Origin of the sequence: Streptomyces scabichelini (assembly GCF_011045015.1) — a bacterium.
In the GTDB taxonomy this organism is placed as follows: Bacteria; Actinomycetota; Actinomycetes; order Streptomycetales; family Streptomycetaceae; genus Streptomyces; species Streptomyces scabichelini.
Map to the genome: position 1 here is coordinate 17363 of NZ_JAAKZY010000065.1, position 17764 is coordinate 35126.

Here is a 17764-nt window from a genome sequence, read left to right on the forward strand (position 1 = left end):
ACGGGGGACGAACGTGGGATATCGGCCGACGGACTGGCACGTTCTTGATCTGGAGAAGGACCCGACGCCGGGCGACCCGGACCGGGTCCGTTCGCTGGCGAAGCACCTGCACGACTTCGCCGATGACGTGCAGGACGCGCTCCGCCTGGTCAAGGGCATGGCGGAGGAGGACGCCGTCCTTACGATGGTGGGCAAGACCGCCGATGTCTTCCGCGACGAGTTCTCGAGTGTTCCGAAGAACCTGAAGAAGCTCAAGAAGTCCTACGACCTGGCCGGGGACGCGCTCGCGGCGTACTGGCCGAAGCTTGAGCGCGCCCAGGCGCTCGCCGACAAGGCGCTCGCCAAGGGGCGGGAGGCACAGGCCGATCTCTCCTCAGCCAAGTCCCGCCTGTCCTCCGCCGATTCGTGGGTGGGCCGGGCGACCAAGGAGGCCGACAAGTACAAGGACGACCCGACCGGCGGGAAGGACGTCGACAAGCCCGACGAGGCGAAGGTAAGGGCGGCCACCAGGGACGCGCAGAACGCCAAGTCCGCACAGACCTCGGCCCAGTCGGACGTCACCTCGGCCTCCAACGCGCTGGACGCGGCGAAGAAGATGGCCGAGGACGCGCGGCAGATGCGCGAGGACGCCGCGCGGGAGGCCAAGAACAAGCTGGAGGAGGCCTCCGACGCCGGGATCCAGAACCGCAAGTGGTACGAGGAGGTCGGCGACTGGGTCTCCGACAACTGGGACACCATCGTCACGGTCTGCAAGGTCGTCGTCGCCGTCGTCGGCATCATCGCGATGATCATCGGCGGGCCGATCCTCGGCGCGATCGTTCTGATCGCCGCGCTCGTCGTCCTCGCCGACACCCTCAACAAATACGCCAAAGGCCAAGCCTCCCTGTGGGACGTGGCCTTCGCAGCGCTGGACTGCATACCGGGTATGAAGGGCCTGACCACCCTCGGCGCACTCGCAAAGGGCGTCAAGGGACTCGGCAAAACCGGCCTCAAGGCAATGGCCAGGGGGCTGAAGGGCGGGCTCCGGCGGGGGGCGGACGACGCGGCAGGGGCCAGCAAGCCCGCCAAGTCGCGCTGTAAGAACGGCGATCCGGTCGACATGGTGTCCGGTGAGATGCTCATGGAGGAGACCGACGTCGAGCTTCCCGGACTCCTTCCGCTCGTGCTGCGACGTACGCACCTGTCGACGTACCGGTGGGGACAGTGGTTCGGCCCGTCCTGGGCCTCCACGCTCGACGAGCGTCTCGAGCTGGACAGCGACGGCGCCGTCTTCGCGGCCGACGACGGCATGATCCTCCTCTACCCCGTCCCCACGCCCGGCACCTCGGTGATGCCGCTGGAGGGGCCGCGCTGGCCGCTGGACTGGGACGGCGCTCCGGGCGCACCCATCCGCATCACCGACCCCGCCACGGGCCACACCCGTCACTTCGCCCCGCTCGGCAGAGCCACCGCGGCACACGAGGTGTTCACCCTCCCCCTTGCCGCGGTGACCGACCGCGGCGGACGGCGCATCGACTTCGACCGGGACGAGTCCGGCTCCCCCACCGCGGTCCGCGACTCCGGCGGCCGCCAACTGCACATCGACACCGAGGACGGCCGCGTCGTCGGGCTGCGGCTGCGCAACGAGGAGGACGGGCCCGAGGGCACGACGCTGCTGCGCTACGGATACGGCGCCGACGGGCATCTCACCGAGATCCACAACTCCAGCGGCCTTCCGCTCAGGCTCACCTACGACGAGCGGGCACGCATCACATCCTGGACCGACCGCAACGGTTCCTGGTACCGCTTCACCTACGACGACGAGGACCGCTGCATACGCGGCGAAGGCGCCGACGGGTATCTCTCCTGCACGATCGCCTACGACTCGGAGACCCGGGAGACGCGCTACACCGACTCGCTGGGCCACACCACCACGTACCGGCACAACGAGCGCCGTCAACTCGTCGCCCAGACCGACCCGCTCGGCAACACCACGTACGCCGAGTGGGACGCGTACAACCGGCTGCTCTCCCGCACGGATCCGCTCGGCAACACGTCCCGCTTCACCTACGACGACCGCGGCAACCTCACCTCGGTGGTCCGGCCCGACGGCACGGTCACCACCGCCGAGTACGACACCTTCGACCGGCCGTTGACGATCACCCTGCCGACCGGCGGCCGGCGTGGGTACGCGTACGACGAGCAGGGCCGCCCGACGGCGACGGTGGACCCCGACGGTGCGGTCACCAGGTTCACCTACGACGCGTCCGGCGGGCTCCTCGGCGTCACCAACGCCCTGGGAGCGGCCCACCACGTCAAGCCCGGCCCGCTGGGCCTGCCCGTCTCCACCACGGCGCCGCTGGGCGGCACCACGCGCGTCGTCCGCGACGCCTTCGGGCGCATCACCGAGACGGTCGACCCCACCGGCGCGAGGACGCGCACCGCCTGGACCGTGGAAGGCCGCCCCGCCGAACGGACCATGCCCGACGGAAGCAGCGAGCGCTGGTCCTACGACGGCGAGGGCAACACAGTCCGCTACACAGGCCCCGACGGCCGCAGCGTCACCCACGCCTTCACCCACTTCGACCGGCCCTGTGCCCGCACCGACGCGGACGGCTCGACGGTGCTGTTCGTCTACGACACCGAGTTGCGGCTCACCTCCGTGACGAGCGCATCGGGCGCGGTGTGGTCGTACACGTACGACCCGGCGGGCCGGCTCGTGAACGAGACCGACTTCAACGGTCGTACGGTCTCCTATGCCTACGACGCGGCGGGCCGCCTGATCAGGCGCACCAACGGCGCGGGCGAGATCACCGCCTACGTACGCGACGCCTGCGGTCGGGTCGTCGAGCGCCACTCCGGCGACGCGGTCACCACCTTTACCCACGACGCCGCCGGCCGGCTGGTCGAAGCCGTCACCCCCGACACGGTTCTCACCATCACTCGTGACGCGGTGGGCCGTGTCGTCACCGAGAAGTGCAACGGTCGCGCTCTGCACACGACGTACGACATCCTCGGCCGGCGGGTGGAGCGACGCACTCCGTCGGGCACCGTCAGCCGGTGGGAATGGGATGCGAACAACCGCCCCACACAGGTCCGGCTCGCCGACAACGCACTGTCCTTCGGGTATGGGGCCTCCGGGCACGAGACCGAGCGGCGACTCGGCGAGACGGCCGTGCTGTCCCAGGAGTGGGACGCGGGTCACCGCCTGACCAGCCAGACAGTCACCGGACAGGTCGCCCACGACGCCGGCCCGTCCCCCTCTGACGAACCGCTGCTGCACCGCTCGTACACGTACGGGCAGAACGGCGGCCTGACCGCCATCGAGGACCAGACCTACGGCACGCGCCGCTTCACGCATGACCGTCTCGGCCGGGTGGAGGCGGTCTCCGCCACCGGATGGTCGGAGCGCTACACCTATGACGCGGCGGGCAACGTCAGCCGGGCCGACGCACCAGAGGGCGAAGGCCCGCACGGAGAGCGGGTCCACGACGGCACGCTCGTGCGCCGGGCCGGCCACATCACCTACGTCCACGACGCACAGGGACGCCTCGTCCGGCAGTCACGCAAACTGCTGTCCGGCGGCGCACGTGAGTGGACGTATGCGTGGGACGCCGAGGACCGGCTCACCCATGTCACCACCCCGGACGGGCGCCGCTGGGCGTATGTCTACGACGGTCTGGGCCGGCGCGTCGCAAAACGACTGCTGTCCGACGACGGCCGAGTGGTCGAGGAGACCGTCTTCACCTGGGACGGCTCGCACCTGGCGGAACAGAGCTGCTCCGCCGACGGCCTCACCCGGAGCTGGGAATGGGCCCCCGGTACCAACCGCGCGCTGCTGCAGATCGACCAGGGCGAGATTGATCAGGACCGGATAGACCAGGACGAGGTCGACCGCCGCTTCTACGCCATCGTCACCGACCTGGTCGGTACCCCGACCGAGCTGGTCGACGAGGAGGGCCGGGTCGCCTGGCGGGCCCGTACCACCCTGTGGGGCACGCCCCTGGGCGGCAGGACGGACGGCCCGGACGGGTTGTCATCGCCCTCGCCGGTCGACTGCCCGCTCCGCTTCCCGGGCCAGTACCACGACGCCGAGACCGGCCTGCGCTACAACTTCCGGCGCTACTACGACCCCGCGAACGCCCGCTACATCAGCCCCGACCCGCTGGGCCTGGCCCCCGCACCGAACCACCACGCGTACGTCAGCAACCCGCTCCGCTTCACCGACCCCTGGGGCCTGGTGAGCTGCGAAGGCAGCAACCACGGAATCAGCACGGACCGTGAGAACCACATCGAGGGCCAGCACGGCCCCGGCGCCCAGGACCGGGTAAGGGAGACAGCCGACCCGACCGGGCCGGAGCCCTCACTGCCCGGCGAGTTCTACGACGACTTCCTCTGGGACGGCGACGACTTCGTGCTGGGCCGACGGCTCATGGAAGGCGTCGACGGCACCCCGGCCATCCCCAACCCACGAGCACGAGCCGGCCAGAACACCCACCTGCACCGCTTCGACCACGGCAGCCCCGTCGGCATCAACGGCAGCGGCCGGGAGACCAGCGTCGTCGAAGTCGTCATTCGCGACGGCAACATCCATACGGCTTATCCGGTCTGAGGGGCTCGAGCTATCCGGTCTGAGGGGCCCGAGCAGCCGCGTCCGACACCAGAAGAAACAGCCACCGAGGGCTGAATCCCGGAGGCAGACGGCCGAGCTGTACTCCGGAGACAGCCACCCGATCTGTGCGAACGGCCTCTGAGCTGCATCGACATTCGGCCTGATCAGAGGGCGTGCACATTCCGTGCACCCTCCTGAGGGTGGCGTCCCCGTAGAGGCCTCCCAGTGTCAAGCACGGGGAGCAGCGAAGCACGGCTGGGCATCCGGCGCATCACGTGACATCCATGAGCTTTCACCGGCCGCGTGGTCAGTCGAAGTCACGGATCCACGAGGCAACCGCCGCTCCCAGCCCCATACCCCCACAGAGCACTCCGGCCGCGGCCTGCTCCTCGTCGACTCGCCCGCCACCCACTGGGGCTGCGAACCGTGGCCGCCCTCCGGCAAGCCCGTATGGGCGGACATCACGCTCACCTGAGTCCCCGTCGGCGACTCATCGACTCCTTCGCGAGCACGTTTGTCATTCCGCCCATCCGTCACCCAGAGATCCACTAGGTTGACCCTGAGTGCATCACCGAGCCGAGGACCCGCATGTCACCGTTACCCGTTTTCGACCCCGTCACGGAATGCCCTCCGCCGGGCAGGTTTCCGCTGAGCTGGGACGAGGTCGAGTCGGAGCTGGTGAAGGCGGAGCGCTTCGCGGAGTCGTCCACCCGCCGGGCACTTCTTCAAGAATTGGAACTCCACTTCGCCCTGGTGGAGATGGCCACCGGGGTCGTGGGCAGGCTATGGCTCGCCGGGAGCTTCGTCAGCGGCAAGCTGGATCCTGAGGACGTCGACGTCACCTACCTCATACCCTCGGACGCGTACTCCCGGACGAACGAGGACCCGGAGACCGTTGACGACCTTGACAATCTGGGTACCAAGGACTGGTGTGTGGCGAAAGGCATGCGGGTGGACGCGTACGTACTGCGCCAGCCCGAGACGGCTGATTTCCGCTCCCTCGGCGTGACCGGAGCCATGGCGCCGAGCGACCACAAGGTCTTCGAGAACCTTGGGGTCTACGACGAGATCTGGCAGCACTGCCGAAGCGGACAGAACGGCATCCCCAGTGGAGCCCGACGAGGATATGTGGAGGTGCTGCTGTGAACGCACCGCAGGACCTGCCCGACCCCTCGGACAAGCAGGCCCTCCGGGCCTGGCTGCGAGCCAACCGGGGCAAGGCACCCGGCCACGAGCCGGTGCGGTCGGGCGACGAGTTGGCGAAGGTCCAGCGGCTCAAGCTGCTCAAAGCCGTGGGAATGCTGGGGTCTGCCGGTGACACCGAACCGGGACCCGACCGGCGCTCCCTCCGTCTGGCACTGACCGGCTCTCCCGTCACAGAGCACAGTGTGGATTCGTCCGTTCTCGGACGCTGGCTGGTCTCCTTCCAGGACACCGTGTCGACCATCGCCCACGCTCTCGACGAGAGCCGCCCCACACACGACTACGGCCCCATCCCGAAGGCCGTCCACAAGGCGACACGGCTGTACGCCGCCGCCACCTTCCCGTCTTCGTACGGCATGGTCCTGGAAGAGGCACCGGTCGGAGAGGACGAGCTGTTCCTGCCGGAGGTGACCTCGACGGAGTCCCTCCTGGACCGGGCGGTGGGAACCGTCCTCGACATCACCGACCGGGCGGAGACCGGTCCGGGGGCCGTCGACGCGGTGATCGCCACAGCCCTGCCGCTGGGCGGCCGGGTCTTCAACCGCCTCGCCGAGCTGACGGACGTACTCGCGGACTCCGGTACGGACGTCAGCCTGACCTGGAGTTCGCCGTACAGCGGCGTGCGCGCGTCCCGGCTCGGGGCAGGCAGCGCCCAGCAGTGCAGAGATGCGCTACGGGCCGTCCAGCCCGAGGAGCGCACGGAGCAGCAGGCAGGCAGGCTGGTCGGCGGCAGCATGCTGCGGGGAACAGTAGAGATCGAGACGGCCGAAGGCGTGATCACGGCCCGCGTGAATCACGAGGTCACCAGCCTGTTGAGCGCCTACGCCAACCGCCGGATCATCGCCGAGGTTGTTGTGTCGACGGCCCGTTCGCCCCATGGTCGCGAGCACCACAGCTATGCAGTGCTCCGCTTGAGCCTGGACGAATCCTGAGGGCATCCCGACGGAACCGGAGATGCTCTTCGGATCCCTCGGGTTGTCCCCTGAGCAAGCCTGCAGTCTCGGTGCGTCGCGGTGATCGACGTGACAGCCGGCTCCTTCCCTCCCCGCCCGCCGTCACGTTTCTTGACCTGGAGCCGTTGCAGCATCGCGCGGACATGCTGACCGAGCGCTGCCTTCTCTTCGTCGCTTGCACATGTGCTCGCGAGGAGCTGCATGTGTCCCACAGCGGCGAGGCAAGCCGCTTCGTGCCCTCTCGGAGCTGATCTACGTACCGGGCTTCGACGGGGCGAGTTTTACGCTTCGAAGTCGAGGGTTTCCTGGCTGCCGCTTCCTCGCGGAATCGGCCGTGAAGGCTTGGGCACCTGCGGTGGTTTCGTGGCCGACGGCGGGACTGGCACCACTTGTGCGGCCTGTAAGTCTGTCATGGTGATGAGATCACCTTCGGCCACTGCGGTGAGCAGTCGTTCTTGATCCGGTTCCAGCGCGACGAGGAGCCCCAGGACGTTGAGCAGATCCAGGAGCTGCCAGGTGTACTCGGCCGGCCAGGTTTCTTGGACGATGTCATTGAGCGGCGTCTGCCACTCCACATCGGGCACCCGTTTACGGAAACTGAACCACCTGACAACGACCTGAGTCCCACCGATCCGGTAGTTCCACATCTCAGGCGAAACGGGGCCGATCACTCCACCGCCGACGTGGATCTGGTGATTCGCCTCGTCGAAGCGGATGGCGTCCGGCATGTCAGCGGACTGGACAGCGATGGGGACATGGCACTTGGGCCGCTGTTCCTCAGGCATCCGCGGCGCTCCGGGGTCCCTCCCCGCGGCCTCGCTACGAGATCGTGAGCGGCGCGCAAGGCTCCTGCCTCGGCGCGGAACTGGCCTGAGCCCGAACGAACGTCAGCGGTCAGCGGATGGGGTGTTCCCACCGCAGTACCGGCTTGTCCCCGATCCACTTCTCACCGCTCGGCGTGGTGATCCGCTGCCCTCCGATCCAGTACGTGTGAGCCCGCTCGGTGACGTGAACGCGTACCGCGCTGATGTCGGGCTGTCCGGCGTCCTGCCACGCGGTCAGGGCCTCTTCGATGTCGTCCCACAGGGACACGGGGCCGCCTTGGCGGACCGTCCAGCCGGAGGCGCCCTCGGTGAAGGCGGCGAACGACTCGCGGTCTGCGTCGAACAGGTACAGCGACAGCCCTCCATCGGCGCTGGCTGCCTTCACGAACTGGACCTTCGGGGCGGCAAGCTGGGCGAGGAAGGCGGGGATCCAGTCGTCCAGCAGCGTCGGCGGCACCTTCGCCTCTCGCTCGGTGTCGGCGTAGGCGGTGCGGGCCGACAGATCCCCGGCCAGAGGTACGGCGGCCTGTGCGCGAGCGTGCATGAAGGACGACCGGCCGATGATGCGCCCCTCAGCTGAACCGGCTTCGTTGACAGTGACCTTCGCAAGGCCGGTCCCGTACGCCCATGAGCCGACGGTGGCGAGAATGATCCCGCCCGGCCGGGTCTGGCGTACCCACGTGTACGGGATGCGGCGTACGGCACAAGTGGCGATCACCCGGTCGTACGGTGCCCGGCGAGGGTGGCCGAGAAGCCCGTCGCCGGTCGCGGTCCACGTGGAGAACCCGGCCTCTTCCAGAGCAGCATCCGCACGGGCCGCGACCTGCGGGTCCACCTCGATCGTGGTGACGTTGTCCTCGCCGAGCCGGTGACACATCAGGGCAGTCGAGTAGCCGGTGCCGGTGCCGATCTCCAGCACCGTATGCCCGTCGTCGACGTCGAGATGTTCGATCATGCCGACCACCGTCACGGGCGTTGTCGAGGACGAGGTGGGTGTGCCGCGCACCGGCTCACCGGTCTGGTCGGCGGTCAGGTGTCCATCGAGCTGAGTGGCCAGGGACTGGTCGCTGTAGGCGATCTCGGCCCACTCGGCAGGGTCGGTACCGAGTGCGGTTACAGGGCGCCAGAGTCCGCCTTCGGCGGGCAGGAACACGCCCGGGTTGAGGAACAGTTCACGCGGTACGGCCTCGACTGCAGCCCGCCATGCGGCGGTTGTGAGGACTCCGGCCGACTGGAGCCGTTCGGCGAGTGCGCGCCGCTGTGGTGCGGTGTGGGTCGTCATCGAGGTTCTCCTCGGGTGAGAAGGTCGGCGAACGCGGCGGCCATAGGCAGCCCGGTGTGCTCCTCCAGCCATCCCCACTGGCCGTTGGGATTCAGCTCCAGCCAGTGCGGTTCGCCGGCGCGGTCGACGGCAAGGTCGAAGCTGCCGGAGGTGAGACCGTAGTGGTCGAGGTAGGCGCGCAGGGTCTTCGTCAGGCGGTCGGGCAGGTCTACCACGTGGTACGTGAGCGCACCGTAGTCCTTGCGCCAGTCCAACAGACCGCAGTCGATCCTTACGGCGAACACCCGCTCGCCGACGACGAGAACCCGCAGATCCGCCGTCTTGTCCACACGGGCCTGAAACAAGTGCGGGGTGACGCGCGCGGCTTCGGTGATCTCGTTGGCGGTGACCGGCTCCGCCCACGAGGTGAGACCGATCCCGTCTCGCTCGTACGGCGTCCACCGCAGCGTCTTGTAGATCACTTGACCGTGTTCGTGGATGAACTCCCGTGCGGCGTCTGGGTCGTTCGTGACGAGAGTTGGCGGCACCTTGAGGCCCAGGCGCTGGGCCAGAGCGAGTTGGGCGGGTTTGTAATCGGCAGCCGCATCACTCAGAGGATGGCTTCGAGGGCGCAGAGGATGCCGCCGAGCCCGAAACGGACCTGGGCGGCGGCGAATCGGGCATCGTCGGCCTCCAGGTTCTCGAAGGAGGGCCAGATGGGGCGGCGCCAGTACACCGCTCTGACGTGCTCCAGGTCGGCGGTTCTCGACATAGTGCGGAGCTGCCCGACCACAAGGGTCGGGCAGACACCGAACTGAGCCGAGACCGTCAGGTCCCTACCGATGTCGGCAGGGTTGAAGCGGACCACCGGAACGCCCTTGCGGTTGAGTTCGGTGATCACCATGTCGGCGGTCAGATCGAAGGGGTCGGTGGCCACGAGGACGGGCCTGTCGGTCTCGGCCATATGCGTCAGTCCTGCTGTGAGTCCTGGTCGGACCCCTACGTCCTGTCCCGAGGAACCACCTCCGTATCACCGAACCGGTCTCCCTGGGGCTGCGGGGCGCCGTTCTCAGGGAAGGTCGTACTCCGCCCAGATGGTTTTGCCCGGCCCGTCGGGACGCGGTTGCCAGTCCCAGCGGGCGGCGAGGCGGTCGACGAGGAGGAGTCCCCGGCCCGTTTCCTCATCCGCGAGTTCACGGAGGGCTCCCGGCCGAGGTGGTACGCGTTCGGTGCGGGTGTCCGTCACTTCGACACGGGCCGTACCGGTTCGCACCATGAGGCTCAGGCAGAGGCAGAAGTCCCGGCCGGGTACGTGGCCGTGCGTCACGGCGTTCGCACTCAGCTCGGCGACGATCAGCACGATCGCGTCGTGGGCTTCGGTGCCATACGGGACTCCCCACGCGTCAAGCCGCACGGCTGCCAGGCGGCGGGCGAGACGCGCTCCGCGAGGTGTGGAGGTGAAGCGCATCTCGAAGGTGCGGTCGCGTGGATCGGGGCTGTCGATCAAGTACGGGGCAGGGGTGGTGAGTTGGGTGATGCCGGGGAGGCTGTCGGGATTGGTCGTCATGGTCACCACGGTCCCCTTGGTGGCGTAGCGTGACCAGAGGTAACGCACCGACACGGACCGGCTGTACGCGCGGCGTCCGTGCGGGTACGAGGCGTGCGGCGTGACGGCGTCCCTGCGGGGGCGTTGGTCCGGGGAGGCGTGGTCGATGACGGACGGTACGGGTGCGGCGGAGGGCGCGGAGTCCGTTCCGGGCGATGGCGGCGGAGCGGTCGTGAGTCTCGGTGACGGCTGGGAGAACGACGACGGAGTCGGGCGGCGGCCAGGGGACGAGGCCGGGCGGAGCGTCGTCACGGCGTTCGGGCAGACCATGAAGACGCTGCGCGTACGGCAGGAGATGGAGCGCGAGGAGTTGGGGAAGCGGCTCGGGTATTCGGCCTCCACCATCGCGTCGTTCGAGCAGGGGCGGAGGATTCCGTCGCCCAGGACCATCGAGCGGGCTGACGAGGCCTTGAGGGCCGATGGGCTGCTGTGCCTGTGGATGGAGCAGGTGGAGCGGGCTCAGTATCCGGTGTTCTTCCAGGGGATGGCGGCACTGGAGAAGGAAGCCATTGAGCTGGTCTCGTACAGCACGCTTGTGTTCAACGGCCTCGTCCAGGCCGAGGAGTACATGCGGGCAGTGCTTGCCATGCGACGCCCGGTCCTGGACCAGGAGACGATCGAGCAGCGGGTTGCGGCGCGACTGGCCCGTCAGGACATCTTCGACCGCTGGCCTGCTCCGCTGCTGAGCTTCGTGATCGGAGAAGCGGTGTTGCGGCACCGGTACGGCGGAAAGGACGTTCTGCAGGGGCAGTTGGAGCATCTGCTCCTGATCGGCCAGAAACGAAACGTTGAGATCCAGGTCATGCCGCTCGACTGTGAGGACAACGCAGGCGTGGATGGGCCGTTCACCGTCGTCACACGCAAGGACGGCAAGAAGTTCGTGTACGCCGAGGCACAGGGAACCAGCGCTCTACAGACCGACCCGGAACAGACGGCGCTCGTCGCCGCGCGCTATGGGATCATCCGATCACAGGCTCTCAGTCCGCGAGAGTCACTGGATCTCGTCGAAGGGTTGCTGGAATCGCTATGAACAACGCTGAGTCCTCGACCGTCGCATCCGGCCTCGCTTGGTTCAAGAGCAGCTACAGCGGAGCCGAAGGCGGCGAATGCGTAGAGGTCGCGGCCGGAACGGCTGTTGTGCATGTCCGCGACTCCAAGGCCGACGCCGGGCCTGTCGTAACGGTGTCGCGCGGGGCCTGGGCGAGGCTCGTCGGGTTGGCCTCGTCTGAGCGAGGTGTCTGACGCTCGTACTACGCACGAGAGAGCCCTGCCGGTTCCTTTCGGACGGCAGGGCTCTCTCGCATACGGGGATGTGCCAGCCGGCCTCGCGCAGACCTTCCGTGGAAGCAACGTGACCACGGCATCCGCTGTGCGAGCCTCTCACTGCGTCGCCAAACGATGGCCGCGAGTTGAAATGCGGATCCGAACCAACTCCGCTCCCCTGAGCCAGTCCGAGCTGCTGAGCGCTCGGTCGCCGAGGCAAACGCTCACAACTGCAACAAATTTGACGGCCCGCCGTCCAAAAGTCCCTCCCAGCACGAGCAGGTCACCACCCGCCAGCCGCCGCACGACCCGGCCCAGTCGGACCCCGCCCGCCCCCTCCTCGTGATCCACAGGCTGACCTAGGATGGCGAGCACCAATCTCAGCGGCCCGACGGGCTTCCTGATCCGCCTGCGCGGCGGACACCGCAGGACATGCCCCCACCCGCACGAGTCTTCTTCGTGCTGCCTGGGGGCATCTTCTTGCTGTTCCGTGAGTCTGCTGCGTCCGTGGCCGCCCGCATCCTCGAAGGGTCGCTGGCGCTGCATCTGACCGAGAACTTCCGTCACCAGCACGGCCGGAGTCCCGCACAGGCAGAAATACGGTCCTGGGAACGCAGCCTGCCCGCGCTCGTCAACGCACTCATCGAGGCCAGGCTCGACGACGTCGAGGTCCTCGTCGAATACAGCCTGCCTCTCACCAGCAAACGTGCCGACGCCGTACTGGCCGGCGTACACCCGACCACCGGCGAACCGTCGTACGTCGTCGTGGAACTCAAGCAGTGGAGCGCGGCCTACCCGGAGGAGGACGAGCCGCTGCTGTGCCGGATCGACTCTTACGCGGAGCCCGTGCTGAACCCGATCGAGCAGGTGCGGGGCTACTGCGAATACCTGCTGTCGTTCAACGGAGCGTTGGAGCGGATGCCCAGGTCGCTGGCCGGTGTGGCGTTCCTCCACAACGCGACGGAGTTCGGGGTGTCGGGATTGCGAAGCGTCAAGGAGGACCAGCACGGCCGGATGTACACCGGCGAACAGCGCGGCGCATTCCTGGACTTCCTGCGCTCGCGGCTCGCCGCGAAGCCCGGCGCGCACGCGGCGGACGTATTGCTCGATGCCAAGGTACGACCGTCGAAACAGCTGATGTCCGTCGCGGCGGCCGAGATCCGCGACCGCGAACAGTTCGTGCTCATCGCCGAGCAGCGGGTCGCCTACGAGAAGGTCATGTCCGCCGTACGCAAGGCCAAGCGGTCCAACCACAAGCAGGTGATCGTGGTGACCGGCGGCCCCGGCTCCGGCAAGAGCGTGATCGCGATGTCGCTGCTGGGCGAGCTGTATCGGCGCGGGATGCCCGCTCTGCACGCGACCGGGTCGCAGTCGTTCACCAAGACGATGCGGAAGGTCGCGGGAGACCGGAAGCGCGAGGTCCAACAGCTGTTCAAGTACTTCAACAGCTTCATGGACGCAGAGCCGAACGACCTCGACGTCCTGATCTGCGACGAAGCCCACCGTCTGCGCAAGACCTCCGCCAACCGCTACACCAAGGCCGAGTTGCGCACCGGCCGCCCGCAGGTGGCGGAGCTGATCGACGCGGCCCGGGTGCCTGTGTTCCTCCTCGACCAGCACCAAGTGGTGCGGCCTGGCGAGATGGGAACCAAGGAGGAGATCCAGCGAGCCGCCACCGCGCACGGCTTGGACTGCACAGTGGTGGAGTTGGACGGCCAGTTCCGATGCGGCGGAAGTAAGGCGTACGAGAAGTGGGTCATTGACCTGCTCGGTCTGGACGGCGGCATCCCGAATCAGTGGGAGTCGGACGGCAAGTTCGAGTTGCTGACCGCCGAAAGTCCCCAGGAACTGGAGGACTTCCTCCTCGCGCGCCGCGAGGAGGGCTACGGCGCGCGGATGTCGGCCGGCTACTGCTGGAAGTGGACGACCAAGATCACCCCAGACATGACGGCACTCCCGACCGACGTCGTCATCGGCGAGTGGGCGCGGCCCTGGAACGTGTACGGCGACCGATCTGTGCTCGGAGCACCGCCCGCACCTCTCTGGGCCACCGACCCGGCCGGTTTTGGCCAGGTCGGCTGCGTCTACACCGCCCAGGGCTTCGAGTACGACTGGTCGGGCGTCATCATCGGCCCCGATCTGGTGTGGCGAACGGACCGCTGGGTCGTCGACCGCTCTGCGTCGAAGGACCCGTCATTTACCAAGGCGACGTCCGACGAGGACATCGACCGGCTTATCCGCAACACCTACAAGGTGCTGCTGACCCGCGGGATGGTCGGGACGATCATCTACTCGACGGACCCGGAGACCCGCGACAAGCTGCGGTCCCTCGTCCAACCGACATCCGAAGTCAAGGCACCTGCGCTCGTGTAGTCCCGTGCGAGCCGGGAGTGGTTATCCGTTGTCGGGGCAATACTTACGATCGGGTGCCCTGGACAGCCGTACGCCCGAGACTCAGAGCGCTCTTCGCCTAACAGCTGCCCCTGCTCCACACTGTTCTAGACATCAAGGATGTCAATCCACACCTAGGACTTCGTCCTGCAGCTCTCGGAAGCGTCCCCCCGATGGGTCGAGTTCGCGCTACGGGTTTACAGGGTCATGGAACGGCCCGAGGCAGGGTTGTTTGAGCACGCCCTGGGCCTGTCCACGGATGGTCCGCGACGCCCCAACGGGCAATGCTTCCTATCAAGAGCGTCCGCCGACGGGACCGCTTCGTCCGGGAAGCAAGTGGCTGCCAACGATCACGCCATCGTGAGCCCAGTTCCGTCAGCACGGTTGCCGACAACTGCACCCATCTCGCTGCGTTCATGCCCCCCCACGCACTGGCCGATGAGCCACCCTTGGCTCAATTCCCATGATTATCAGCTCGTATGATTATCCGCGTGAAGCATGAGTCCTTTGTTATGGTGCACATCGGCCAAAGCACCGAATCCCGGCGCAACTTGCAGCACGGGATCGAGACCCGCTCGTGGGGGTTTCCGACGTGGAAGCCTGAGTACAGGACGGCTCGCCCACGTTTCGCCGTGCTGGCCAAAGGAGCGGCCCCGCGGGTGCCGCTCGACGTGTGGCTCACGCAAAGGATCACGCTGTACTTGTTCGAGGTCCGTGAGGGCTTCTACGAGGGGCGGGCGCCGCACTGGCCCGACGAGGAAGCCGAGAACGCCGTCAAGTACCCGGTGCGCTTCGGGATCGAGCCGTTGGCGGTAGTTGGCGACGTACCGCTTGGCGAGCACGGCCCTTTGCCGCTGGCCGGCAGCGACGCCGTTCGGCGTTCGGGGATTGAGCGCGGCATCGGCAAGCTCTGCGATTTGGACCCCCAGCCGCTCCTCGATGCTGCGGGCATCCAGGTCGACTGGGCACGACAGCAGAAAGTTCCCCTGAATCGCACACCGGGGTTCACAGCGGAACAGGTCGAGGCACCCAAGGCGCTCAAGCGCCGGCGCAGCGGTGCCGGGTTCATCTCCGATCCCAAGAAGCGAAAGGCCGTCGAACTGCGCGCGGAGGACATGGCAGTCGCTCATTACGAACGGCTGGGATGGACCGTCGAACGCATTGGCAAGCCCTACGACCTGCACTGTACGCGCGGCCGGGAGGAGCGGCGCGTTGAGGTCAAGGGGACGACGGGTGCTGCCACGAGCGTGGAGCTGACAATCAATGAAGTCGAACACGCTCGTAACCCGCAACACACCGTGGATTTGTACGTCGTCAGCGACATCAGCGTCGACATGCACAGCTCCGACTACATCGCAAGCGGCGGCAGAGTGGCGCACTTGACGGACTGGTCCCCGGCCGAGGAGGACCTGCGGCCCAGAAGGTTCGAGTACCGCCTGCCGTTCGCCGGTTGACCGACCCGTCCCTGACTCGGCTTCTGCCGAAGCGCCTTTGCCCCGCCATGGCCAGTGATCGTAGGGAGATCTTCTGTGGCCCTTTTACGTATGTCCGCCGGCGCTCTGGAGCGCACTGACCCCACGTTCCTGGCCGGGCAGTTGGCGGAACGATCCCGCACTGTGCTGTTCCGCGATGCGCAGAGTGGCGAGCGCCGCGCATGGCGCAACAGCCTTCCCGCGCTTGCCCAAGTGCTGTGTGACGCCGGTCTACAGGAGGTGGAAGTTCTACTCGAGTACAAGATGCCGTTCAGCAGCCTGCGTGCGGATGCTGTGTTGGCCGGCACGCACCCGGCGACGGGTAGACCCTCGTACGTTGTGGTCGAGCTCAAGCAGTGGAGCGAGGCCCGGCTGGTGCCCGCAACGACGGATCTGTGCTGGCTTCCCTCGGACGGCTTCCGGGCCTACCTCCACCCTGTCGCGCAGGTGCGCCGCTACTGCGAATACCTCAGGGACTTCACTGCCCTGTTGGACGGTGCGGACAACCACGTCACAGGCGTTGCCTACCTCCACAACGCCCAGGACCGAGACGTGACCGACCTGCTGGGAATGGGTGACGAGCGAGCGCACCTTTTCACCGGTAGCTCGCGCGGCGAGTTCATTCGGCATCTGCAGAACCAGATTTCGCCGCTCGACGGAGCTCTCGACGCGGACGCTCTCCTGGAAAGTCCCGCCATCCCGGGCCAGCAGCTCATGCGAACAGCCGCTGACGAGATCCTTGACGGCGGCAATTTTCGTCTCATGGACGAGCAACAAGTCGCAGTCTCCCTGGTAAAGCGTGCCGTCACCATCTCGCGGCAATCAGACCGCAAAGAAGTGATCGTGGTCTCTGGAGGTCCCGGATCGGGCAAGAGTTTGATTGCCCTGCATCTCATGGGCCATCTCGGCAGGAACAGACGCAGTGTCGTCCACGCAACAGGCTCCAAGTCGTTCACCAGCACCCTGCGTCACGTCGTCGAGCAGAAGAACAAAGGCGTGGCCAAGCTCTTTCGCTACTTCCTCGACTTCGGCAGCGCAGAGAAGAACGCACTCGACGTGCTCATCTGCGACGAGGCGCATCGGATCCGACACCACCCGGGCACATCCAGCTCCCCGAACGTCCGCCTGAGCAGGCGAAGTCAAGTCGCCCAACTCATCGACGCTGCCAGGGTTCCTGTCTTCCTGCTCGACGAGCACCAAGTCGTACGGCCCGACGAGATGGGCAGTGTCAGAGAGATCGATAAGGCCGCCCAAGCCCGGGGATGCGATGTGCGGCACGTCAACCTCAACGAGCAGTTCCGCTGTGGCGGCAGCCGCGCCTACGAGCAGTGGGTCCTCCGCCTGTTAGGGCTGGAACCCGGCGGACCGGTGCGCTGGGAACCGGAACCCAACTTCGAGCTGCTGCTCGCCGATACCCCCCAGCAGATGGAGGCTTACCTCCATGCAAAGCAGGAGGCCGGATCCACTGCCCGCATGACCGCAGGATTCTGCTGGCCATGGAGCGACCCGCGTCCAGACGGCACCCTGGTCGACGACATCGTGATAGGGGAATGGCGTCGGTCGTGGAATGTCAAAGGTGAGCGCGAAGTGCCGGGTGGACCGCCATCCTCTCTGTGGGCCACTGAGCCGGGCGGCATCGGGCAGGTCGGTTGCATCTACACGGCCCAAGGATTCGAGTACGCCTGGAACGGAACCATTCTCGGCCCCGACCTGGTCTGGCGCGACAATAGGTGGCACGCCAACGAGGCCGCATGCGAGGACAGCAGTCTGGAGAAGGCGAGTCCCGAAGAATTCTCACGCCTTATACGTAACCGGTACAAAGTGCTCTTGACGCGCGGACTGGCAGGAACCGTACTATTCTCCACCGATCCCGAAACGCAAGCCAAGCTCCGTACGCTAATCCCGGGCACCATCGCTTCGTAGCAACTGCAAGAAGACGAGTCGGGCTATACGCCGGGTACACAGCCCCATCCTGTGCCGATGCGCGCTCCGGCCTGCGCAAACGTGTCGCATCGTCCAGCGCGATGCACACTTCTCCAGGCTCCTCTGTGCTTGCCTCGGTCAAGAACCGCGTCAAAACAGCCCCGTTACGGCGACCAAGGCGAGCGAACAGAGCTCGCGGCTTCCACCGGTCAGCTGTGCGGTCTAAGCGGTCTCGGGGAAGTGGGGTGCGTTCCCGCGTCGTCCGGTGCGGTGCATC

11 protein-coding genes and 1 pseudogene are annotated in these 17764 nt (G+C 67.0%); 8 read left to right on the forward strand and 4 right to left on the reverse strand.

Translation table 11 applies throughout. The features are described 5' to 3' along the window. Positions 1 to 13: 13 nt before the first annotated feature. From G5C60_RS21385 to G5C60_RS21395, 3 genes are all read left to right on the forward strand, one after another. Positions 14 to 4591 (forward strand): DUF6531 domain-containing protein, encoded by a 4578-nt coding sequence (locus G5C60_RS21385; RefSeq protein WP_165261668.1) that lies wholly within the window; start codon positions 14 to 16, stop codon positions 4589 to 4591. Between the two features lie 588 nt (positions 4592 to 5179). Further along, positions 5180 to 5737, forward strand: a complete 558-nt coding sequence (locus G5C60_RS21390; protein ID WP_165261670.1) for a DUF6932 family protein — start codon at positions 5180 to 5182, stop codon at positions 5735 to 5737. Next, complete coding sequence (locus tag G5C60_RS21395) at positions 5734 to 6726, forward strand: hypothetical protein (RefSeq protein WP_165261672.1); 993 nt, start codon at positions 5734 to 5736, stop codon at positions 6724 to 6726. The genes G5C60_RS21390 and G5C60_RS21395 overlap by 4 nt, the downstream gene beginning before the upstream one ends. 302 nt (positions 6727 to 7028) lie before the next feature. On the opposite strand, the gene G5C60_RS21400 is transcribed toward G5C60_RS21395, so the two are convergent. From G5C60_RS21400 to G5C60_RS21415, 4 genes and pseudogenes are all read right to left on the reverse strand, one after another. Further along, on the reverse strand, positions 7029 to 7532 hold the full coding sequence (locus G5C60_RS21400; protein ID WP_277611363.1) for a type ISP restriction/modification enzyme: 504 nt from the start codon (positions 7530 to 7532) through the stop codon (positions 7029 to 7031). Between the two features lie 109 nt (positions 7533 to 7641). Then, a complete protein-coding gene (gene tgmC / locus G5C60_RS21405; protein ID WP_165261676.1) occupies positions 7642 to 8853 on the reverse strand; it encodes an ATP-grasp peptide maturase system methyltransferase in 1212 nt (403 codons plus the stop codon). Beyond that, positions 8850 to 9796 (reverse strand): annotated as a pseudogene (tgmB, locus tag G5C60_RS21410) (ATP-grasp ribosomal peptide maturase). The gene tgmC and the pseudogene tgmB overlap by 4 nt, the downstream one beginning before the upstream one ends. Before the next feature lie 105 nt (positions 9797 to 9901). Beyond that, entirely contained in the window at positions 9902 to 10399 is a 498-nt protein-coding gene (locus tag G5C60_RS21415; RefSeq protein WP_206439806.1) for an ATP-binding protein, read from the reverse strand. A gap of 145 nt (positions 10400 to 10544) precedes the next feature. Here G5C60_RS21415 and G5C60_RS21420 point away from each other — a divergent pair, with 145 nt between their 5' ends. From G5C60_RS21420 to G5C60_RS21440, 5 genes are all read left to right on the forward strand, one after another. Continuing rightward, positions 10545 to 11468: a helix-turn-helix domain-containing protein gene (locus tag G5C60_RS21420; protein ID WP_165261678.1), complete on the forward strand. Its 924-nt coding sequence runs from the start codon at positions 10545 to 10547 to the stop codon at positions 11466 to 11468. Beyond that, positions 11465 to 11680, forward strand: coding sequence for a DUF397 domain-containing protein (locus tag G5C60_RS21425; protein ID WP_165261680.1), 216 nt, complete (start codon positions 11465 to 11467; stop codon positions 11678 to 11680). The genes G5C60_RS21420 and G5C60_RS21425 overlap by 4 nt, the downstream gene beginning before the upstream one ends. A 453-nt stretch (positions 11681 to 12133) precedes the next feature. Further along, positions 12134 to 14074 (forward strand): DUF2075 domain-containing protein, encoded by a 1941-nt coding sequence (locus G5C60_RS21430; RefSeq protein ID WP_241266963.1) that lies wholly within the window; start codon positions 12134 to 12136, stop codon positions 14072 to 14074. Positions 14075 to 14583: 509 nt separating this feature from the next. Then, entirely contained in the window at positions 14584 to 15546 is a 963-nt protein-coding gene (locus tag G5C60_RS21435; RefSeq protein ID WP_338145884.1) for a protein NO VEIN domain-containing protein, read from the forward strand. Positions 15547 to 15621: 75 nt separating this feature from the next. Then, complete coding sequence (locus G5C60_RS21440; protein WP_338145885.1) at positions 15622 to 17487, forward strand: DNA/RNA helicase domain-containing protein; 1866 nt, start codon at positions 15622 to 15624, stop codon at positions 17485 to 17487. The last annotated feature ends 277 nt before the right edge of the window (positions 17488 to 17764 follow it).

Excerpts from the sequence above, each read along its gene's own strand:
- G5C60_RS21430 (WP_241266963.1), top strand. The coding sequence starts at position 12,134 with ATGCCCCCACCCGCACGAGTCTTCTTCGTGCTGCCTGGGGGCATCTTC.
- G5C60_RS21390 (WP_165261670.1), top strand. The coding sequence starts at position 5,180 with ATGTCACCGTTACCCGTTTTCGACCCCGTCACGGAATGCCCTCCGCCG.
- G5C60_RS21400 (WP_277611363.1), bottom strand. The coding sequence starts at position 7,532 with ATGCCTGAGGAACAGCGGCCCAAGTGCCATGTCCCCATCGCTGTCCAG.
- G5C60_RS21415 (WP_206439806.1), bottom strand. The coding sequence starts at position 10,399 with ATGACGACCAATCCCGACAGCCTCCCCGGCATCACCCAACTCACCACC.
- G5C60_RS21425 (WP_165261680.1), top strand. The coding sequence starts at position 11,465 with ATGAACAACGCTGAGTCCTCGACCGTCGCATCCGGCCTCGCTTGGTTC.
- tgmC (WP_165261676.1), bottom strand. The coding sequence starts at position 8,853 with ATGACGACCCACACCGCACCACAGCGGCGCGCACTCGCCGAACGGCTC.
- G5C60_RS21420 (WP_165261678.1), top strand. The coding sequence starts at position 10,545 with ATGACGGACGGTACGGGTGCGGCGGAGGGCGCGGAGTCCGTTCCGGGC.